Origin of the sequence: Amycolatopsis sp. NPDC051045 (genome assembly GCF_040682955.1) — a bacterium.
Classification (GTDB): Bacteria; Actinomycetota; Actinomycetes; order Mycobacteriales; family Pseudonocardiaceae; genus Amycolatopsis.
Genome location: NZ_JBFBCC010000006.1, coordinates 43642 through 60379 on the forward strand (window position 1 = coordinate 43642; position 16738 = coordinate 60379).

Annotated in this window: 14 protein-coding genes; 4 read left to right on the plus strand and 10 right to left on the minus strand. The window is 73.3% G+C overall.

Going from position 1 to position 16738, the window contains the following annotated elements; all coding sequences use genetic code 11:
• The first annotated feature begins 8 nt into the window (after nucleotides 1-8).
• A complete protein-coding gene (locus AB0M80_RS16595; RefSeq protein WP_364564900.1) occupies nucleotides 9-857 on the plus strand; it encodes a MaoC/PaaZ C-terminal domain-containing protein in 849 nt (282 codons plus the stop codon).
• A gap of 56 nt (nucleotides 858-913) precedes the next feature.
• Nucleotides 914-1381, plus strand: coding sequence for a riboflavin kinase (locus AB0M80_RS16600; protein ID WP_364564903.1), 468 nt, complete (start codon nucleotides 914-916; stop codon nucleotides 1379-1381).
• A 129-nt stretch (nucleotides 1382-1510) separates the two neighbouring features.
• On the opposite strand, the gene AB0M80_RS16605 is transcribed toward AB0M80_RS16600, so the two are convergent.
• From AB0M80_RS16605 to AB0M80_RS16630, 6 genes are all read right to left on the minus strand, one after another.
• The gene (locus AB0M80_RS16605) at nucleotides 1511-2062 is read right to left on the minus strand and encodes a DUF5134 domain-containing protein (protein ID WP_364564905.1); all 552 of its coding nucleotides are present in this window, start codon (nucleotides 2060-2062) and stop codon (nucleotides 1511-1513) included.
• A gap of 72 nt (nucleotides 2063-2134) precedes the next feature.
• On the minus strand, nucleotides 2135-3319 hold the full coding sequence (locus AB0M80_RS16610) for a lipid-transfer protein (RefSeq protein ID WP_364564907.1): 1185 nt from the start codon (nucleotides 3317-3319) through the stop codon (nucleotides 2135-2137).
• On the minus strand, nucleotides 3316-3702 hold the full coding sequence (locus AB0M80_RS16615; protein ID WP_364564909.1) for a MaoC family dehydratase: 387 nt from the start codon (nucleotides 3700-3702) through the stop codon (nucleotides 3316-3318). The genes AB0M80_RS16610 and AB0M80_RS16615 overlap by 4 nt, the downstream gene beginning before the upstream one ends.
• Nucleotides 3699-4607 carry an OB-fold domain-containing protein gene (locus AB0M80_RS16620; RefSeq protein ID WP_364564912.1) on the minus strand — a complete coding sequence of 303 codons (909 nt, stop codon included), beginning with the start codon at nucleotides 4605-4607 and terminating at the stop codon, nucleotides 3699-3701. Before AB0M80_RS16620 ends, AB0M80_RS16615 begins: the two co-directional genes overlap by 4 nt.
• Nucleotides 4604-5758 (minus strand): acyl-CoA dehydrogenase family protein, encoded by a 1155-nt coding sequence (locus AB0M80_RS16625; protein WP_364564914.1) that lies wholly within the window; start codon nucleotides 5756-5758, stop codon nucleotides 4604-4606. The genes AB0M80_RS16620 and AB0M80_RS16625 overlap by 4 nt, the downstream gene beginning before the upstream one ends.
• Entirely contained in the window at nucleotides 5743-6828 is a 1086-nt protein-coding gene (locus tag AB0M80_RS16630; protein WP_364564917.1) for an acyl-CoA dehydrogenase family protein, read from the minus strand. Before AB0M80_RS16630 ends, AB0M80_RS16625 begins: the two co-directional genes overlap by 16 nt.
• A 122-nt stretch (nucleotides 6829-6950) precedes the next feature.
• Here AB0M80_RS16630 and AB0M80_RS16635 point away from each other — a divergent pair, with 122 nt between their 5' ends.
• Entirely contained in the window at nucleotides 6951-7445 is a 495-nt protein-coding gene (locus tag AB0M80_RS16635) for a nitroreductase family deazaflavin-dependent oxidoreductase (RefSeq protein ID WP_364564919.1), read from the plus strand.
• On the opposite strand, the gene AB0M80_RS16640 is transcribed toward AB0M80_RS16635, so the two are convergent.
• On the minus strand, nucleotides 7432-8826 hold the full coding sequence (locus tag AB0M80_RS16640) for a wax ester/triacylglycerol synthase family O-acyltransferase (RefSeq protein ID WP_364564921.1): 1395 nt from the start codon (nucleotides 8824-8826) through the stop codon (nucleotides 7432-7434). The genes AB0M80_RS16635 and AB0M80_RS16640 overlap by 14 nt on opposite strands.
• Before the next feature lie 64 nt (nucleotides 8827-8890).
• Here AB0M80_RS16640 and AB0M80_RS16645 point away from each other — a divergent pair, with 64 nt between their 5' ends.
• Nucleotides 8891-10126: an alpha/beta hydrolase gene (locus tag AB0M80_RS16645; protein ID WP_364564924.1), complete on the plus strand. Its 1236-nt coding sequence runs from the start codon at nucleotides 8891-8893 to the stop codon at nucleotides 10124-10126.
• A 37-nt stretch (nucleotides 10127-10163) separates the two neighbouring features.
• Here AB0M80_RS16645 and AB0M80_RS16650 read toward each other — a convergent pair whose 3' ends face one another.
• The 3 genes from AB0M80_RS16650 to AB0M80_RS16660 form a co-directional block, all read right to left on the minus strand.
• On the minus strand, nucleotides 10164-11324 hold the full coding sequence (locus AB0M80_RS16650) for an SWIM zinc finger family protein (protein WP_364564926.1): 1161 nt from the start codon (nucleotides 11322-11324) through the stop codon (nucleotides 10164-10166).
• Complete coding sequence (locus AB0M80_RS16655; protein ID WP_364564929.1) at nucleotides 11324-14464, minus strand: SNF2-related protein; 3141 nt, start codon at nucleotides 14462-14464, stop codon at nucleotides 11324-11326. Before AB0M80_RS16655 ends, AB0M80_RS16650 begins: the two co-directional genes overlap by 1 nt.
• A 102-nt stretch (nucleotides 14465-14566) precedes the next feature.
• Nucleotides 14567-16621 carry an acyl-CoA dehydrogenase family protein gene (locus AB0M80_RS16660; protein WP_364564931.1) on the minus strand — a complete coding sequence of 685 codons (2055 nt, stop codon included), beginning with the start codon at nucleotides 16619-16621 and terminating at the stop codon, nucleotides 14567-14569.
• Between the last annotated feature and the right edge of the window lie 117 nt (nucleotides 16622-16738).

The following is a 16738-nucleotide window of genomic DNA, read 5'->3' on the forward strand; positions in this document are numbered from 1 at the left end:
AGCCCTGCGTGCCCATCGACCCCGCGGTCGCCATCGGCGCCGAGATCGGCGAGGTGAGCTTCGCCTGGACGTCGTCGGACGTGCTGCTCTACCACCTGGCGCTCGGCGCGGGGCCGGACGAGCTGCGGTACACCTACGAGCAGGACCTGGTGGTGCTGCCGACGTTCGCGACGGTGGCGGCGAACCTGCGTGTGTTCGACCCGCCGGCGGTGTCGTTCCCCGGGGTGGAGATCGACCTGGCGAAGGTGCTGCACGGCAAGCAGGAGATCACCCTGCACCGCCCGATCCCCACCTCGGGGAAGGCGGTGGCGCGGTCGCGGATCGCCGACGTCTTCGACAAGGGGAAGGCGGCCGTGGTCGTCCAGGAGGTCGCCGTCACCTCCTCCGACGGGAGTCCGTTGTGGACGGCCCGGTCGAGCATCTTCGCCCGCGGCGAAGGCGGTTTCGGCGGTTCCCGCGGGCCTTCGGACCGGATCGACTGGCCGTCGCGCGCGCCGGACTTCGTCGTGGAGACGCCGACGCTGCCGCAGCAGGCACTGCTGTACCGGCTGTGCGGCGACCGGAACCCGCTGCACGCGGACCCGGCGTTCGCCCGGGCGGCCGGGTTCGAGCGGCCGATCCTGCACGGGCTGTGCACGTACGGGATCGTGGCGCGGGTGCTGGTGAACGAGTTCTTGGACGGCGACCCGTCCCGGGTGGCGTCGTTCGCGACGAAGTTCGCCGGGGTGGTGTTCCCCGGCGAGACGCTCCGGATCCGGGTCTGGCGCGAGGACGGCCGGCTGCTGGTGACGACGTCGGCGGCCGAGCGGGACGACGCGCCGGTGCTGGCGGACACGGTGCTGGTGTCCACGATCTGATCGGGCCGGCGGCCGCCCGCTACCGTGGTGGGGAGACCTCGGGAGGACGGAAGACGATGCCGGAATACTTCGTGGTGCGGGGCACGGTCGAATCAGGTGACCAGCGCGGCCGGGAGCTCGGCTTCCCCACGGCGAACATCGCGCTGAGTGACCAGTCCGGCTCGGTCGGCGACGGAGTGTGGGCCGGCTGGGTCCGCAGGTCCGACGGAACGCACCTCCCGGCGGCGATCTCGGTCGGCCGGCGGCCCACGTACTACGGCGCGGACGGGTACCGGCTGCTGGAGGCCCACCTCCTGGACTTCAGCGGCGACCTGTACGGCGAGACGCTGGTGGTGTGGCTGGGAGCGCACCTGCGGGAGCAGCAGAAGTACTCCTCGGCGGAGGACCTGATCACGGCACTGAAGAACGACATCGCGGCGGCGACCCAGTGGACGGCGGACCACCCGGCGGCTTCCCTGCCGACGGCTTCGCTCCCAGGGGCTTCGCTCCTCGCCCCGGGCGAGGTCCGCCGCGTCACCGGCTGAGGGCTCACTCACCGAGGAGGTGCCGCCGTGGATCAGCAACGGCTCACCCGGCCGGATCCCCAGCGCGTCCAGCGCGGTCAAGTACGTCTCGGGCACGCACTTGCGGGAGGGGCGGCGGAGGTGACGGGGTCACAGGGCCGAGGCCAGCAGCAGGTACCCCATTCCCGCGCCCATGACTGCGCGGCACACCGCGCGAGAAGCGTGCCCGGGGCGGGCCGCGGTCACCGCCGACCCGCGGACCGCGACCACCCCGGTCCACGCCGCGTCCACCACGAAGTACCCCGCGGCCGCGACCGCGACCAGTGGCAACGCCAACCGTGAATCCATGGTGGACATCGTCAGCCACGGCCCGTGGTCCACGCCGCCGTGCGGCATCGCCGTGACCATGTAGAACATCGCCGCCGCCGCGAGCGCGTGGTGCGCGCAGCCCGGCCCGCGCCGCCACCAGGCCACCGCGAACCAGCCCGCCGTCAGCGCCAGCACCGCCTGCCAGCCCGCCGCCGGGATCGGGCCGCCGACCGGTGACAGCATCGCCACCATCGCGACCACCAGCAGCAGCTCGGCCAGGTCGCCGTGGCGGACCGCGGGTCCCAGCCGCGCGTAGTCGAGGCGGGCGAGCCGCAGCACGCACGGCAGCGCCAGCGCCGCGAACACCGCGGTGAGCGCCCAGTCGACCAGCATCGCGCAGCGGCCTCACTCTCCGTCGTGGATGGTGTCTCCACCGTGACATCCACGCCGGTCGCGCACCAGCCGTCAATGAGGTGATGCGGCCTCACCCGTCAGGATGAGCCCGCTCGTCGGCACCCCGGTGCCCGCGGTGACCAGCACCCGGGCCGCCCCCGCGACCTGGTTGACCGCGGTGCCGCGGACCTGGCGGACGCCCTCCGCGATGCCGTTCATGCCGTGGATGTACGCCTCGCCGAGCTGGCCGCCGTGCGGGTTGAGCGGCAACGCGCCGTCGAGTTCCAGCGCCCCGCCGGCGATGAAGTCCTTCGCCTCGCCGCGCCCGCAGAAGCCCAGTTCCTCCAGCTGCATCAGCACGTACGGCGTGAAGTGGTCGTAGAGCACCGCGACGTCCACATCGGACGGTCCGAGGCCGGACCGGTCCCACAGCTGCCGTCCCACGACCCCCATCTCCGGCAGCGCCGCCAGGTCGTCGCGGTAGTAGCTGGTCATCACGTACTGGTCCGGCCCGCTGCCCTGCGCCGCCGCCGCGATCACCGCCGGTGGGTGGGCCAGGTCGCGCGCCCGCGCCAGGCTGGTGACGACCAGCGCGACCCCGCCGTCGCTTTCCTGGCAGCAGTCGAGCAGGTGCAGCGGCTCGGCCACCCAGCGCGACGCCTGGTGCTCCTCGAGGGTGATCGGCCGCCCGTGGAACCACGCGTTCGGGTTGGTGGCCGCGTGCTTGCGGCCGACCACCGCGACGCGCCCGAAGTCCTCGCTCGTCGCGCCGTAGTCGTGCAAATAACGCTGTGCCACCATGGCGACCGTCGCCGCCGGGGTCGCGATGCCCATCGGGTAGTGGAACGCGTTGTCCACCCCGGACGAGTTGACCTGCCCGGCCGCCGCGGACGACACCTGCCCGAAGCGGTGCCCGGACCGTTCGTTGAACGCCCGGTAGGCGACGACGACGTCCGCGACGCCGGTCGCCACCGCCATCGCGGCCTGCTGCACGGTCGCCGCCGCGGCGCCACCGCCGTAGTGGATGCGGCTGAAGAATTTCAGTTCGGGGATCCCCAATTCCCGGGCCACCGCGATTTCGGCGTTGCCGTCCATGGTGAACGACACCAAACCGTCCACATCGGACGGCTTCAGCCCGGCGTCCGCCAAGGCGTGGGAGATGCATTCCGCCGCCAGCCGCAGCTCGCTGCGCCCCGAATCCTTCGAGAACTCCGTCGCGCCGATCCCGGCGATGGCCGCCTGACCCGAAAGTGTCACGGCAACGTCACCTCAACGGTCCCGGCGACGTGCTCGCCGAGCGAGTCCACCCCGGACACCGACACGACGACGTCGTTGCCGTCGGCCGAGACGACGCGACCGCTGAACGTCAGGGTGTCGTAGGCGTAGCAGGGCACTCCGAGCCGGATCTTGATCGACCGGATCAGCGCCTCGGGGCCGGCCCACTCCGAAACGAACCGCTGGACCAGGCCCGTGTCGGTGAGGATGTTGAGGAAGATGTCCTTCGAGCCGCGCTCGACGGCCGCGTCGCGGTCGTGGTGCACGTCCTGGAAGTCGCGGGTGGCCAGCGCCGTGCTGACCACGAACGTCGGCGTCGCCTCGATCGTCAGCGGCGGCAGTTCGGTGCCTTCGGGGACGGTCATCGCGCCACCTTCCACGCGGGGAGGGTCAAGTCGTCGTCGACCCGGACGAACGCGGCCAGCACGGGGAGTCCGATGTGGACCTCCTCCGGCGCGGCGTCCAGGAGTTCGGCCATCACCCGGACCCCCTCCTCCAGCTCCACCAGGGCCACGACGAACGGGAGCTCCTTGCCGGGCACGGGCGGGTGGTGGTGCACGACGTAGGAGTACACCGTCCCGCGGCCGCTCGCCACGACGTAGTCCGGCTTCGTGTCCAGCGAACCGTCCGGCGGCATCGGCCCGGGCGGATGGCGCAGGGTCTCGCCCCAGCGCTGGATCCGCAGCTCGCCTTCCTTCAGGCCTTCCCAGAAGAACTCGGTGTCCCGGCTGATCACCGGCCGGAGCACCGGCGCCGGCGGCGGCTTCGGCGCGGGCGGGCGGAACTTCAGCACCCGGAACACCATCTCCGCCACGGCTTCGGCCCCGACGGACCAGGTCGTCCGCGTCGTGACGAACCAGCCTTCGCCCAGCGCGGTCTTCTTCGGGCCGATGACGCTCTCCAGCTCGGTCGTCGCGGCGACGTGCTCCCCCGGCCGCAGGTACCGGTGGTAGGTCTGCTCGGAGTTCGTGGCCACCACGGACGTGAAGCCGGCCTCGTCGAGCACGGCCATCATCGCGCCGAGCGGGTCGTCGTCCGCCCGGGTGCCGTGCAGGCCGTTCATCGTCCACACCTGCGCCATCGCGGGCGGCGCGACCAATCCCCGGTGGACGCTCGACGCGGCGTACTCCGGATCGGTGTACGCCGGATTGGCGTCGCCGATCGCCTCCACCCAGTTGTTGATCATCGCCTGGTTGACGGGGTCGCGCGCCGGACGCGGCGAGGACTTCCCCCGGACGGCGATCTCTTCGGCGGCTTCCCGGATGTTCATCGCGGCACCCTCGGCAGGCCCAGGCCGATCGACGCGATCAGCTCCCGTTGGATTTCGCTGACCCCGCCGCCGAACGTCAGCACGATGTTGCGCTTCGCCGAGACGTCCAGCCATGCGGCCAGCTCGGCGGTGTCCGGATCGGCCGGGTCACCGTGGCGCGCGACGAGCTCTTCCAGGTTCCGGCCGATCCGCTGGATGGCCTCCGAGCTGAACACCTTGGTCGCCGACGCGTCCGCGACGCCCACCGGCGCGCTCGCCGAAGACACCGCGACCTGCCAGTTCAGCAGCTCGTTCACCCGCGTCACGGCCAGCGCCTCGGCGAGCACCGCCCGCACGTCGGCGAGATCCAGCAGGCCGTGCGCGGCGGCCCAGGCGCGCACGCGGTCGTACAGCCCGCCGATGCGCCCGGCGGGGCCGAGCATGACGCGCTCGTGGTTGAGCTGCGTGGTGATCAGCCGCCAGCCCGCGTTTTCCTGGCCCACCAAGCGGTTCACCGGAACGCGAACGTCCGAATAGTACGTTGCGTTGACGTGGTGGGCACCGTCGCAGGTGATGATCGGCGTCCACGAGTAGCCGGGGTCGCTCGTGTCGACGATGAGGATCGAGATGCCCTTGTGCTTGGGCGCGTCCGGCGCCGTCCGCACGGCCAGCCAGATGTAGTCGGCGTCGTGCCCGCCGGTGGTGAAGGTCTTCTGGCCGTTGACGACGTACTCGTCGCCGTCGCGGACCGCCGTCGTCCGCAGCGACGCGAGGTCGGTGCCCGCTTCCGGTTCGGTGTACCCGATGGCGAAATGGATCTCGCCCGCCAGGATCCGGGGCAGGAAGAAGGACTTCTGCTCGTCGGTGCCGAATTCCTGCAGTGTCGGCCCGACGGTCTGCAGCGTCACCGACGGCAGCTGGACGTCGGCGCGCGCGGCCTCGTCGACGAACAGGTGCTGTTCGATCCCGCCGAACCCCTGACCGCCGTATTCGGCAGGCCAGCCGACGCCGAGCCGGCCGTCGCGGCCCATCCGGCGGACGATTTCGCGGAACACCGGCCCGTGCCGCTCGCGCCGCATGGCCCGGCGTTCTTCGGGGCTGATCAGCCCGGCGAAGTACGCGCGCAGCTCGGCGCGCAGTTCCTGTTGCGCCGCGGTCAGTTCGACGTGCATCCGCTCACCCCGCCACTCGTTCGCCCAGCCACTCGTTCGCCCAGCCTGCCGAGCCGGTGCGCGGCGCCGCCGAGCGCCCGGCCGAGATCCTTGACCGCCGACGAATACCGGTGCAGCGGGTAGGTTTCGTCGACGCCGACGCCGCCGTGCAGGTGGTGGCAGGTCGCCAGCGCTTCCGGTGCCCGCGAGGCGAACCAGTAGGCGGCGACGTCCAGTTCGGCGTCCGCGTCGAGCCCGGAAGCCAGCCGCCACACCGCGGACGTCACGGCGAGGTGCACGGTCCGCGCGGCCACGTAGACGTCGGCGATCTGCCCCGCCACCGCCTGGAACGCCGCCAGCGGCCGGCCGAACTGGGTGCGCTCGCCCACGTGCTTCACCGTCAGCGCGAGCGCGCCGGCCAGGAGCCCGTCCCCCAGCGCCAGGGCGCCGGCCAGCGCGAACCGGCGCAGGACCGCGACGGCGTCCCGGCCGGCCAGGCCGTCGGCCTCCTCGACGGCGACGCCGTCCAGCCGCACGGTGCATTCCGGCGTCCCGGAGGAGGTGGGGGCCGGGACGAGCGTGACACCGTCGGCGTGCGGGTCGACCAGGAACACCGCGGTGCCGTGCGGAGTGGACACCGGCGTCAGGATCCGGGTGGCTTCGGCGGCGTACGGGACCGCCGTCTTCACGCCGTCGAGCAGCCACCTGCCGTCGGCGGCCCGGGCGGTCGCGGCGGGTGCGGCGGTCAGCGGCGCGGATTGCTCGTGCAGGGCCGCGGTGAGCAGCGCCTCCCCGGCCGCGACCGGCGGCAGGAGGTGCGCGCGCTGTGCGGGCGTGCCGAGCGTCTCGACCGGCAGGACACCCAGGGCCAGCACGGCGTAGGCGGGAACCGGCGCGGCGGCCCGGCCGACCTCGGTCAGGACCTGCGCGACCTCGGCGACGCCCAAGCCGTCGCCCTCCAGGTCCGGCGGCAGCGCGAGCGCCAGCAGGCCCGCTCCGGCGAGGGCGCGCCACGGGTCATCGCCGGCACCGAGCACTTTCGCCGTGAGAGCGGCGATTTCGCTCTGCGTGTCGTCAAGGGTGAAGTCCACGCCCGACCTCCGGCTCGACGCAATACTGAAACATGTTCTAGTCTTAACCGGAACCGGACGGCACGGCAACCCCTGCGGAGGCACGGCATGGCGCCCACTCCCGCCGAGGAAGGAACTTCCTGATGGGACGCTTCAGCCTGCCCGAGCAGAAGCCCGGCGGCCTGGACTCGCCGGTGACGGCGAAGGTCATGAAGTACGCGGCGAAGGCGCAGGTGGCGGTCTTCCGGCTGACCGGCGGCCGCGTCGGCAGCACGTGGCGGATCGGGGCGGGGTTCCGCAAGCCGGTGCCGACGCTGCTGCTGGAACACCGCGGCCGCAAGTCCGGGCGGCTGTTCACCACCCCGCTGCTGTACCTGCGGTCCGGTGCGGACGTCGTCATCGTCGGCTCCCAAGGCGGCCTGCCCCGGCACCCCCAGTGGTACCGCAACCTGCTGGCGCACCCCGAAACCCGCATCCACCTCAAGGGCCGGCGCGGCGTCCCGGTCACGGCGAGGGTCGCCGGGCCGGAAGAACGCGCCGAGCTCTGGCCGCGGCTGGTCGAGCTGTACGCGGACTTCGCGAAGTACCAGGCGTGGACCGAGCGGGAGATCCCGGTCGTCGTGCTCAGCCCCCGCTAGGCGCGGCCTTCAGCAGCTCGGAAAGGGCGTCCGGGAGCGCGTCGGCCAGCGGCCACAGGTCCTCGACCAGTTCCCGCGCGCCGAGCAGGCCCACGTGCACCTTGCCCGCGTTGGACAGCACCGTGACGTTCAGCCCGGCGCCGTGGAAGACCGGGCCGAGCGGGTAGAAGCCGGTGATCCGCGCACCGAGCAGGTACAGCGGCATCGGCGGCCCGGCGACGTTGGAGACGACCAGGTTGTGCACCACCGGGTGCTTCTCGGCCAGGCGCAGCGCCGAGTACGCCCGCACAGCGAGCCCGAACGCCGTCGCGGCCGAGAACTGCGCCCAGTCCTGCAGCATGTCGGCGTCGATGTCGTGGTGGTGGTCCTTCGACCGCCGGTTGGCCTCGGCGAGGAAGAACACCCGCGCGGCCGGGTCGGCCAGGTGCGTCGGCAGGGAGGCGAAGAACGCCGAAACCTTGTTGCTGCCGTGGTCGCGTTCGCTCCGGTCGTGCACCGAGACCGGGACGGTCGCCACCAGCGGGTCCTCCGGCAGCTCGCCCCGCGCGGCCAGGAACTCCCGCAGCGCGCCGGCGACCAGCGCGAGCACGACGTCGTTCACCGTGACCGCGAAGGCGTTCTTGACCTCCTTGATCTCGGCGAGGTCGAGCTGGACGAAGGCGACGCTGCGATGCCCGGTGATCGTGCCGTTCAGCGACGTCCTCGGTGCGGTGAACGGGACCGGCATCCCCTGGCCGCGCAACGCCCGGCCGAGCCACCGCGGCGCCAGCCCCAGCAGGTCCGGCAGCAGCCGGGCGACCTCGGCGGGGCGTCTCACGACGTTCTCGACCCCGGAGCGGAGCAGGTCCAGCGGCGACGGCATCCCGGCGTTCGCGCGCTCCTCGATCTCCGGCATCGGCCCGTCGGGCTCGAGCCCGGCCAGGTAGGTGATCAGACTGGCGCCGCTCACCCCGTCGACGCTCGCGTGGTGCATCTTGAGCAGCACGGCGAGCTGACCGTCGGCCAGGCCTTCGATGACGTACAGCTGCCACAGCGGGCGCGCGCGGTCGAGCTGCTTTCCGGCGATGTGCGCGCACAGCCCGGCCAGCTCGGCGCGGTCGCCGGGGGCCGGCACACCGATGCGGTGCACGTGGTGGTCGAGGTCGAAGTCCTCGTCCTCGATCCACACGGGATGGCTGAGGTTCCAGAGCGGATTGTGCAGTTTGCGGCGGAACGCCGGGATCATGCGGACGCGCTCTTCCAGCTTTTCTTCGAGCTTCGCGAAGGTGTAGCCGCCGGGGACGGTCGAGCCGTCGAGGACGAGCAGTCCGCAGACGTGCAGGACCTGCGACGGCGTCTCGAGGTAGAGGAAGCTCGCGTCGAGGCCGCTCAATCGCTGCATGACGCCAGGGTAAGCCACTCCTGGTGAGCGGCGCGTCACCCTACTCGCCGGTACCATCACGGTGGTGCAGCCGAATTTCCTGATCCGCCGTGCGGTCCAGCTCGGTCTGGCCGCCAACGCGCTCCGCCCGCTGCGGGCGCGGTCCACGACGATCCCGGTGTTCTTCGCCGGGTGGCTGACCGCCGAGCTGGCGCCGCAGTTCCTGGCGTTGACGGCGGCCGACGCGGCCGTGCACGTCGCGCGCCACGGCGCCGGTGACCGGTCCACCAAGGCGGGGCTGGCGATGGCGGCCGCGTCTGCTGCCGGGCTGGCCGCGCTGATCCGGACCGGGCACGGCGCACGCGACGAGATCGAAAAGGCCCTGACGTCGGCGTTGGGCGAGGACTACGCGGAAGAGCTGGGCCGGTCCGATCTGGGCCTGCCGTGGGGCGAGCTGGCGCTGCCGTTCCGGATGGGCGCACCGGACGTGCGGGTCGACCGCAACATCGCGTACGCCCCGGGCGGCAAGCGGTTCCTGCTGGACGTCTACCGCCCCGCGGAGCCGGTTTCGGGTGCGCCGGTGCTGCTGCAGGTCCACGGGGGCGCGTGGGTGATCGGCAACAAGGAGGAGCAGGGCCGGCCGCTGATGCGCTACCTGGCCCGCCGCGGCTGGGTGTGCGTCGCGATCAACTACCCCCTGTCCCCGGTGCATCGTTGGCCGGCGCACATCATCGCGGCGAAGCGGTCGCTGGCGTGGATCCGTTCGCAGATCGCCTCGTACGGCGGCGACCCCCGGTTCGTGGCGGTGACGGGCGGTTCGGCGGGCGGCCACCTGTCGGCGTTGCTGGCGTTGTCGCAGAACGACCCGGCGTTGCAACCGGAGTTCGAGGACGCGGACACGAGCGTCCAGGCGTGCGTGCCGCACTACGGCGTGTACGACTTCGCGGCGACTTCCGGGGCCCCGGCGAGCAAGTACCGGCTGGAGAGCCTGATCGCCCGCCGGGTGTTCGCGCCCGACCGGGACCCGGTGAAGCACCTGGACGACTACGTCGCGGCGTCCCCGCTGGACCGGATCAGTTCGGACGCACCGCCGTTCTTCGTGCTCCACGGCCGGGATGACTCGCTGGTCCCGGTGCGCGAGGCCCGCGAGTTCGTCTCGCGGCTCCGGGAAAAGTCCCGGCAGCCGGTGGCGTACGCGGAGCTGGCGGGGGCGCAGCACGCGTTCGACGTGTTCACGTCGGTGCGGAGCGCGCACGTGGTGCGCGGGGTGGCGCGGTTCCTGGACCACACGTACAACGCCTGGAAGGCCGAGCACCAGTAGGCCGCTGGCGGTGGCCTGGACGGGCGGTTTCCGGCGGTCAGTAGGCGAGGTCCAGCGGGCTCGCCGACGGTGGCCCGTCGAGGCGCCACTCCGTTCCAGCGCGCACGAAGCGGTACCAGCGCGCGTCGCGGCCGTAGCGCAGCTGAAGCTCTCCCCGGGTCAGGCGGTTGCGCCAGATCCGGGGCCTCCCCGGCAGGCCCGCGTCGGCCAGGACCGACTCGGCCTCCGAGAGCGGGCCCGGGCCGGGCTGCCAGCTCTCCCGCAGCGCTGCCAAGCCGCCGCGGCCTGCTTCGCGCCACGCCTCCGCCCAGCGGGCCAGGTCGCGTGGGGACACTCCCGCCGCCGTGGCCAGCTTGGTGACTTCCGCGCCGGCGCGTCCGGCCGCTCGGCGGGTGAGGTCTTCCTCGAACGTCAGCTCCGCCGCCGTCGCTCCGCCGACCAGCAGGTCGCGGGCCAGGGAAGCCGCGTCCGCCGCCAGGACGGACAGGGCCGCCGCCGTCCAGCCCGTGGACGGGGGCGGGTCGAGGTCCAGGACCGCCGGGGGCCCCGGCACCCGCGGTGGTGGCGGCAGGGCCGGGATCGGGCGCGGCCGCCGCGCGTAGGCCGCCCGGGGTGTCAGGCCCTCGTCCACGGGTTTCGGGAGCTTCGGTTTCTCCGCGCGCGCCGGCGACCGGCGGGCCCGGAGCTCGGCCAGCACGTCCGCTCGCGGGCGCCCGCGCAGCAGGAACAGCGTGAACGGGTCGCGGTCCACCTCGTCGGCGACCAGGTAGTACACCGCGGCGACGTGCTTGCACGGGTTCGCCGAGTCCGGGCACGAGCACCGCGGCCGCAGGTCGCCCGGCCCCGGCAGCAGGTCGACGCCCGCTTCGCGCGCCTGCTCGGTCAGCGCGCCCGGCAGCTCGCCGTCGAGCAGCGCCGCCGCGTGGCCGAGCTGGGTGCCGACCACGCCCAGCAGCGTGTCCCACTCGCCGTCGGTGAACGTGCGCATGGTGATCGTCACCTTGTACGGCTGCGGCCGGCTGCCGCGCACCCGGGCGCTCACCGCCCCGGTACCGACGTGCAGTTCGCTGACCGTGCCCTTCCGCGCGTACGTCCGCCCGCGGGGCAGCCGGTTCGGGTCGAGCTTCGCGCGCTGTTCCAGCGCCTCGACCCAGGCCCGGCCCCACCACGTCGTACCGAAGTTCCGCCTCGGTGGCATCACCCGCTCCCGAGCCGGACCAGGTCCGCGAGCGCATCGTCCGACAGTTCGGTGATCCAGTCCTCCCCCGCCCCGACGATCGACTCGGCGAGCCCGCGCTTCTTCTCGAGCACCTGCGCGATCCGCTCCTCGAGGGTGCCTTCGGCGATCAGGCGGTGCACCTGGACGGGCCGGTCCTGCCCGATCCGGTACGCGCGGTCGGTGGCCTGGTCCTCCACCGCCGGGTTCCACCAGCGGTCGTAGTGGATCACGTGGGTGGCCCGGGTCAGGTTGAGCCCGACCCCGCCCGCCTTGAGCGAGAGCAGGAACACCGGGATTTCGCCGGCCTGGAACCGGTCGACCATGTCCTGCCGCTTCGCCGGCGAGCTCCCGCCCGAGAGCAGCTCGGTGGGCAGGCCCCGGTATTTGAGGCGCCGCTCGAGCAGCCGGCAGAGCTGGACGTACTGGCTGAACACCAGCACGCTTTCGCCCTCGTCGAGGATCACGTCCAGCAGTTCCTCGAACGCCGCGAGCTTGCCGGAGCGCCCGGTGAGCGCGCCCTGCGGTTCCTTCAGGAATTGCGCGGGGTGGTTGCAGATCTGCTTGAGCTCGGTGAGCAGCTGCAGCACCTGCCCGCGCCGCTTGATGCCCTGCGTTTCCCGGATTTCCGCGAGGTTTTCCCGCACCACGGCTTCGTACAGCGTGGTCTGCTCGGCGGTGAGCGGGACGAACCGGTCGGTCTCGGTCTTGCGCGGCAGCTCCGGGGCGATGTCCGGATCGGACTTGCGCCGCCGCAGCAGGAACGGCCGGACGGTGGCGGCCAGCCGCTCGGTGACCGCCTTGTCGCGGTCGCGCTCGATCGGCCGCGCCACCGTGCGGCGGAAGCGGTCGAGCGGGCCGAGCAGGCCGGGCGTCGTCCAGTCCACAATGGACCAGAGCTCGGTGAGCCGGTTCTCCACCGGGGTACCGGTGAGGGCGACCTTGGCTTGCGCGGGGATCTTGCGCAGTTCCTTCGCCGTGGCCGACAACGGGTTCTTGACGTGCTGGGCCTCGTCCGCGGCGATCAGTCCCCAGTCCACTTCGGACAGTGTCTCGCGGTCGCGGCGCAGCACGCCGTAGGTGGCCAGGACGACCTCGTCGGGGGCCAGGTCGTCGAGGTGGCGACCGCCGCCGTGGAACCGGCGGACGGGGATGTCCGGCGCGAAGCGGGCGAACTCGCGCTCCCAGTTGCCGAGGAGGGACGTGGGGCAGAGGACGAGGGTGGGGCCGCCGCCGGTGGGTGGGAGCTCGGCGCCCGCCGGTGCGGGGTCGGCGGACCGGAGCTCGCCGCCGCCCGAGAACCCGGCACCGGCCGACAGCCGCTCGCCGCCGGCGGCGGCGGCGGCGGGAACCCGGCCATCGGCGGGAAGCCCGACGTCGACGGGAACCCGGCCATCAACGGGAAGCCCGACGTCGACGGGAACCCGGCCATCAACGGGAAGCCCGACGTCCGCGGGAAGCACGACGTCGACGGGAAGCCGGCCGTCGGCGGGCAACACCTCGCCACCGGGAGCCGCAAGCTCGCCGCCCGCCGACACAGGCTCGGCGGTCGGCGGCGAGCCAGCCGCCGGTCGGGTGGCCTCGTCGGGCAACGCGCCCGGATGCCCCGGGGCCGGCTGCGCGTGGGCCGCCCTCGCCAGTTCCCGCCGGTGCAGGTGCAGGGCGATCAGCTGAATCGTCTTTCCCAGGCCCATGTCGTCGGCCAGGCAGGCACCCAACCCGAGCCCCGTCATCGTCGCCAGCCAGGCCAGCCCCGCCTGCTGGTACGGCCGCAAGGTCGCGTGCAGCCCCGGGGGCGTGGCCGCCGAGGCCTCCGCCCGGTCCCGGATCCGCTCGGCCAGCCCGCCCAGCACCGGGGGCGCCGCGAACTCGACACGCTCGCCGTCCAGTTCCAGCTCGCCCGTCAACGCTGCCGCCAGTGCCTCGCCCGCGTCGAGCTTGCGGGTGCGGCCGCGGACCCGGGCCAGCAGCTGCGGGTCGACGCGGACCCACTGGCCGCGCAGCCGGACCAGGGGCCGCTTCGCCTCGGCGAGTGCGGCGACCTCGGCCTCCGTCAGCTGCTCGCCGCCCAGGCTGAGCTGCCAGCGGAACTCCAGCAGCGTCTTCAGGGCGAACTCCGCGTCCGTGACGCTCGCCGGCGCCTGCGTTGCGCTCGCCTTCGCCTTCACCTCTCCGGCGAACAGGCCCTTCGCCCAGAGCACCTCGATCCCGGCGCCGCCGAGCTCCCGGGAGCCGTCGGTGAGCAGGTCGACGACCTCCTCGTCGGACAGCGGCAGTTCCGCGGGCGCGGGCTGCGCCAGCACCCGGCTCAGCGGCGCCCAGGCCCGCGCACCACGGCGCAGGCCGAGCAGCAGCTGCGTCTCGACCTGGTCGCCGAGCCGGTTCAGCACCGCGTCCGGGGCGTCCCACAGCGTCGCCGCCTCCACCACCAGGCTCGGCTCCGCCATGCTGCGCACCGCCAGCACCCCGGCGAACGCATCTTCGCCCCGCCCCTCGACCCGCAGGAGCACCTGCACCCCCCGCGGTTCGCGGGCTTCCAGCTCCGCGAGCCACGCGGCGCCGTCCGGGCCGAGCAGCGCCGGCTCGCGCGCCGCGAACGCGGGATCACCGGCTCCGACGGTCGCTGCCGGGCTGCGCGCCAGCAGGTCGGCGGTCGCGTCCCAGAGCGCGCGGACCAGGGAGTCCGGCGAGTGCAGGCGGATCTGTTTCACCCCGGTCAGCGGCAGCGCGTACGCCTCCGGCGGCAGGGCACCGGCCAGGCCCCGCAGCAGTTCCTCGTCGGCGGCGTCCAGCGGGCCGATCCGCCAGGCCGCCGCCCCGGCCGGGGAGACGGCGGGCCGCAGCCGCCCCCGGGCGACCAGGTTCACCCCGGCGTTGACCGCGGCCGACCACGCCGCGAGGGCCGGGCCGGCCTCCTCCCCCACCGACAGCAGCCGGGGTAGCGCCCGCTCCAGGGGGATCAGCTCCGCATCGACTTTCGTCCGGGCGAACTTGGCTCCCCGGGGCAGCACGAGCTCGATCGTGGTCCCGCCGGCCACGTTCTCGCCCCACAAGGCCAGCACCCCGTCCCGCGGGGGATCCGCGGGGAGGTAGATGGCCTGGGTGTCTGCGCTGAACTCCACGACCGCAACGCTAGAACACGACCCCGACAGTTTTGCCCTCGGCGGCACGAACGGTCCTTTCGCGCCGTTGCACGACGCAACCCACCCGCGCGCCGAGGGCCGTCAGGCGCGGGGCAGGCCCAGCAGGCGTTCCGCCGTGAGGGAGCGCAGGACCTGCGTCGTGCCGCCCGCGATCGAGAGACAGCGGGTCAGCAGGAATTCGTGCTGGGCCCGGCCGTCCGCCACCAACGCGGCCGAGCCGGCCAGCTCCAGCGCGAACTCCGCCACGTCCTGCCGGTGCTGCACGCCGAGCAGTTTCCGGACGCTCGACTCCGCACCCGGGTCCTGGCCCTCCAGCCGGCGAAGGGCCGCCCGCAGATCCAGCACGGAACCCGCGACCCCGTCGGCCACCAGCGAACCGAGCCGGTCCAGCGCGACGTCGTCCAGCTCCGAAGCGTCCAGTGTGGACACCAGGGACTGCACGCTCTCGCCGACCGCCGAACCGCTGCCGATGGCCACCCGCTCGTTGGCCAGGGTCGTCCGCGCCAGCCGCCAGCCGCCGCCGGGTTCGCCCACGACGTCGGCGTCCGGCACGAAGACGTCGTCGAGGAACACCTCGTTGAACACCGCCTCGCCGGTGATCTCGCGCAGCGGCCGCGTCGTGATGCCCTCGGCACGCATGTCGACCAGGAAGTAGGTGATGCCCTTGTGCTTCGGCGCGGCCGGATCGGTGCGGGCCAGGCAGATGCCCCAGTCGGCTTCGCGGGCGAGCGAGGTCCACACCTTCTGCCCGGACAACCGCCAGCCGCCGTCGACGCGCCGGGCCGCCGTCCGCAACGCCGCCAGGTCGGACCCCGCGCCGGGCTCGCTGAACAGCTGGCACCACGTGATTTCGCCCCGCAGGGTCGGCTTGGCGAACCGGGCGCGCTGCTCGTCGCTGCCGTGCTCGAGGATCGTCGGCACCGCCCACGCGCCGATCACCAGGTCCGGGCGGCGGACGCCCGCGGCGCCCAACGCGGCGTCGATCCGCAGCTGCTCCGCGGCATCGGCGCCGCGGCCGAACGGTGCCGGCCAGTGCGGGGTCAGCAGCCCGGCGTCAGCCAAGGCGACCCGTTGGTCACCCGGGGGCAGCGCGGCGATCCGCGCGACCTCCTCCCGCAGCGAAGGATCGTCACCGACGTCGACGGCGAGGGTGCGTTCGGTCCCGGACAGCGCCAGCGAAGCCGCCCACCGCCGCCACGACCCGCCGAGCCACTGCCGCAGGGCCACCGCCCGGCGCAGGTACAGGTGCGCGTCGTGCTCCCAGGTGAACCCGATCCCGCCGAGGACCTGGATGCAGTCCTTGGCGTTGGCGACGGCCGCGTCGAGGGCGACGACGGCCGCGCTCGCCACCGAGAGCGGATGCTGCCCGGAGGCCGCGTCCCAGGCCAGCGCTTCGGCGGATTCCGCGCGGCACAGCATTTCGGCGCACAGGTGCTTGATCGCCTGGAACGCCCCGATGGGCTTGCCGAACTGCTCGCGGACCTTGGCGTACTCGACGGCGACGGTCAGGCACCGCCGCGCCACGCCCGCCGCTTCGGCCGCGGCCAGGGTCGCCGCCGCCGGGGCCACCGGCGGCAAGGTGAGCAGGTCGGCACGGACGCCCGAGAAGCGGATGCGCGCCAGCGGGCGCGAGAAGTCGAACGGCGTCAGCGGCTCGACGGTCACCCCGGCCGTGCCCGGCGCGAGCAGGACGTGGCCGCCGTCGGCCGGCACCAGCAGCCAGGTCCCGGCAGCCGCCCCGGGCACCGGGCCGGTGACGCCGTCGGCGAGCGACGGCGCGTCCAGCAGGACCGCGACCGTGGCCTCCCCCTCGGCGAGGGCCGGGAGCAGCTCCTTCGCCTCGGGGACTTCGGCCAGCAGGAGCCCGGCGAGCGCGGTGCCGAGCACCGGCCCGGGAACGAGGTCCTCCGCCGCCGCCGCGAGCCCGGCGGCGAGGTCGGCGACGCTGCCGTCGGCCCCACCGGCCGCCGCGGGCAGCGCGACGCCGAACAGGCCGAGCCCGGCGAAGCCGGCGGGGATTCCCGCGCCGGTCCCGGTCTCCGCCGCGCGCACCGCCCCACGCGGGTGGTGCGCCGCGGACCAGGCGTGGATCGCCGCGGCCAGCGCGGACTGTTCCTCGGTGAGCGCGACCGGCATGGGGCCTCCTCGCGGCGATGGGACACTACTCGCGAGTGTAGAACGTGTTATAGTTTTTCGGCCAGTGGGTCAGTTGCCACACGGTTCGCCAGGACCGGTAATCTACGTCGTGAACTG

Coding starts and splice junctions, on each gene's coding strand:
- AB0M80_RS16635 (WP_364564919.1), top strand. CDS start 6,951: ATGGGACGCTTCAGCCTGCCCGAGCAGAAGCCCGGCGGCCTGGACTCG.
- AB0M80_RS16615 (WP_364564909.1), bottom strand. CDS start 3,702: ATGACCGTCCCCGAAGGCACCGAACTGCCGCCGCTGACGATCGAGGCG.
- AB0M80_RS16620 (WP_364564912.1), bottom strand. CDS start 4,607: ATGAACATCCGGGAAGCCGCCGAAGAGATCGCCGTCCGGGGGAAGTCC.
- AB0M80_RS16625 (WP_364564914.1), bottom strand. CDS start 5,758: ATGCACGTCGAACTGACCGCGGCGCAACAGGAACTGCGCGCCGAGCTG.
- AB0M80_RS16640 (WP_364564921.1), bottom strand. CDS start 8,826: ATGCAGCGATTGAGCGGCCTCGACGCGAGCTTCCTCTACCTCGAGACG.
- AB0M80_RS16605 (WP_364564905.1), bottom strand. CDS start 2,062: ATGCTGGTCGACTGGGCGCTCACCGCGGTGTTCGCGGCGCTGGCGCTG.
- AB0M80_RS16660 (WP_364564931.1), bottom strand. CDS start 16,621: ATGCCGGTCGCGCTCACCGAGGAACAGTCCGCGCTGGCCGCGGCGATC.
- AB0M80_RS16600 (WP_364564903.1), top strand. CDS start 914: ATGCCGGAATACTTCGTGGTGCGGGGCACGGTCGAATCAGGTGACCAG.
- AB0M80_RS16650 (WP_364564926.1), bottom strand. CDS start 11,324: ATGCCACCGAGGCGGAACTTCGGTACGACGTGGTGGGGCCGGGCCTGG.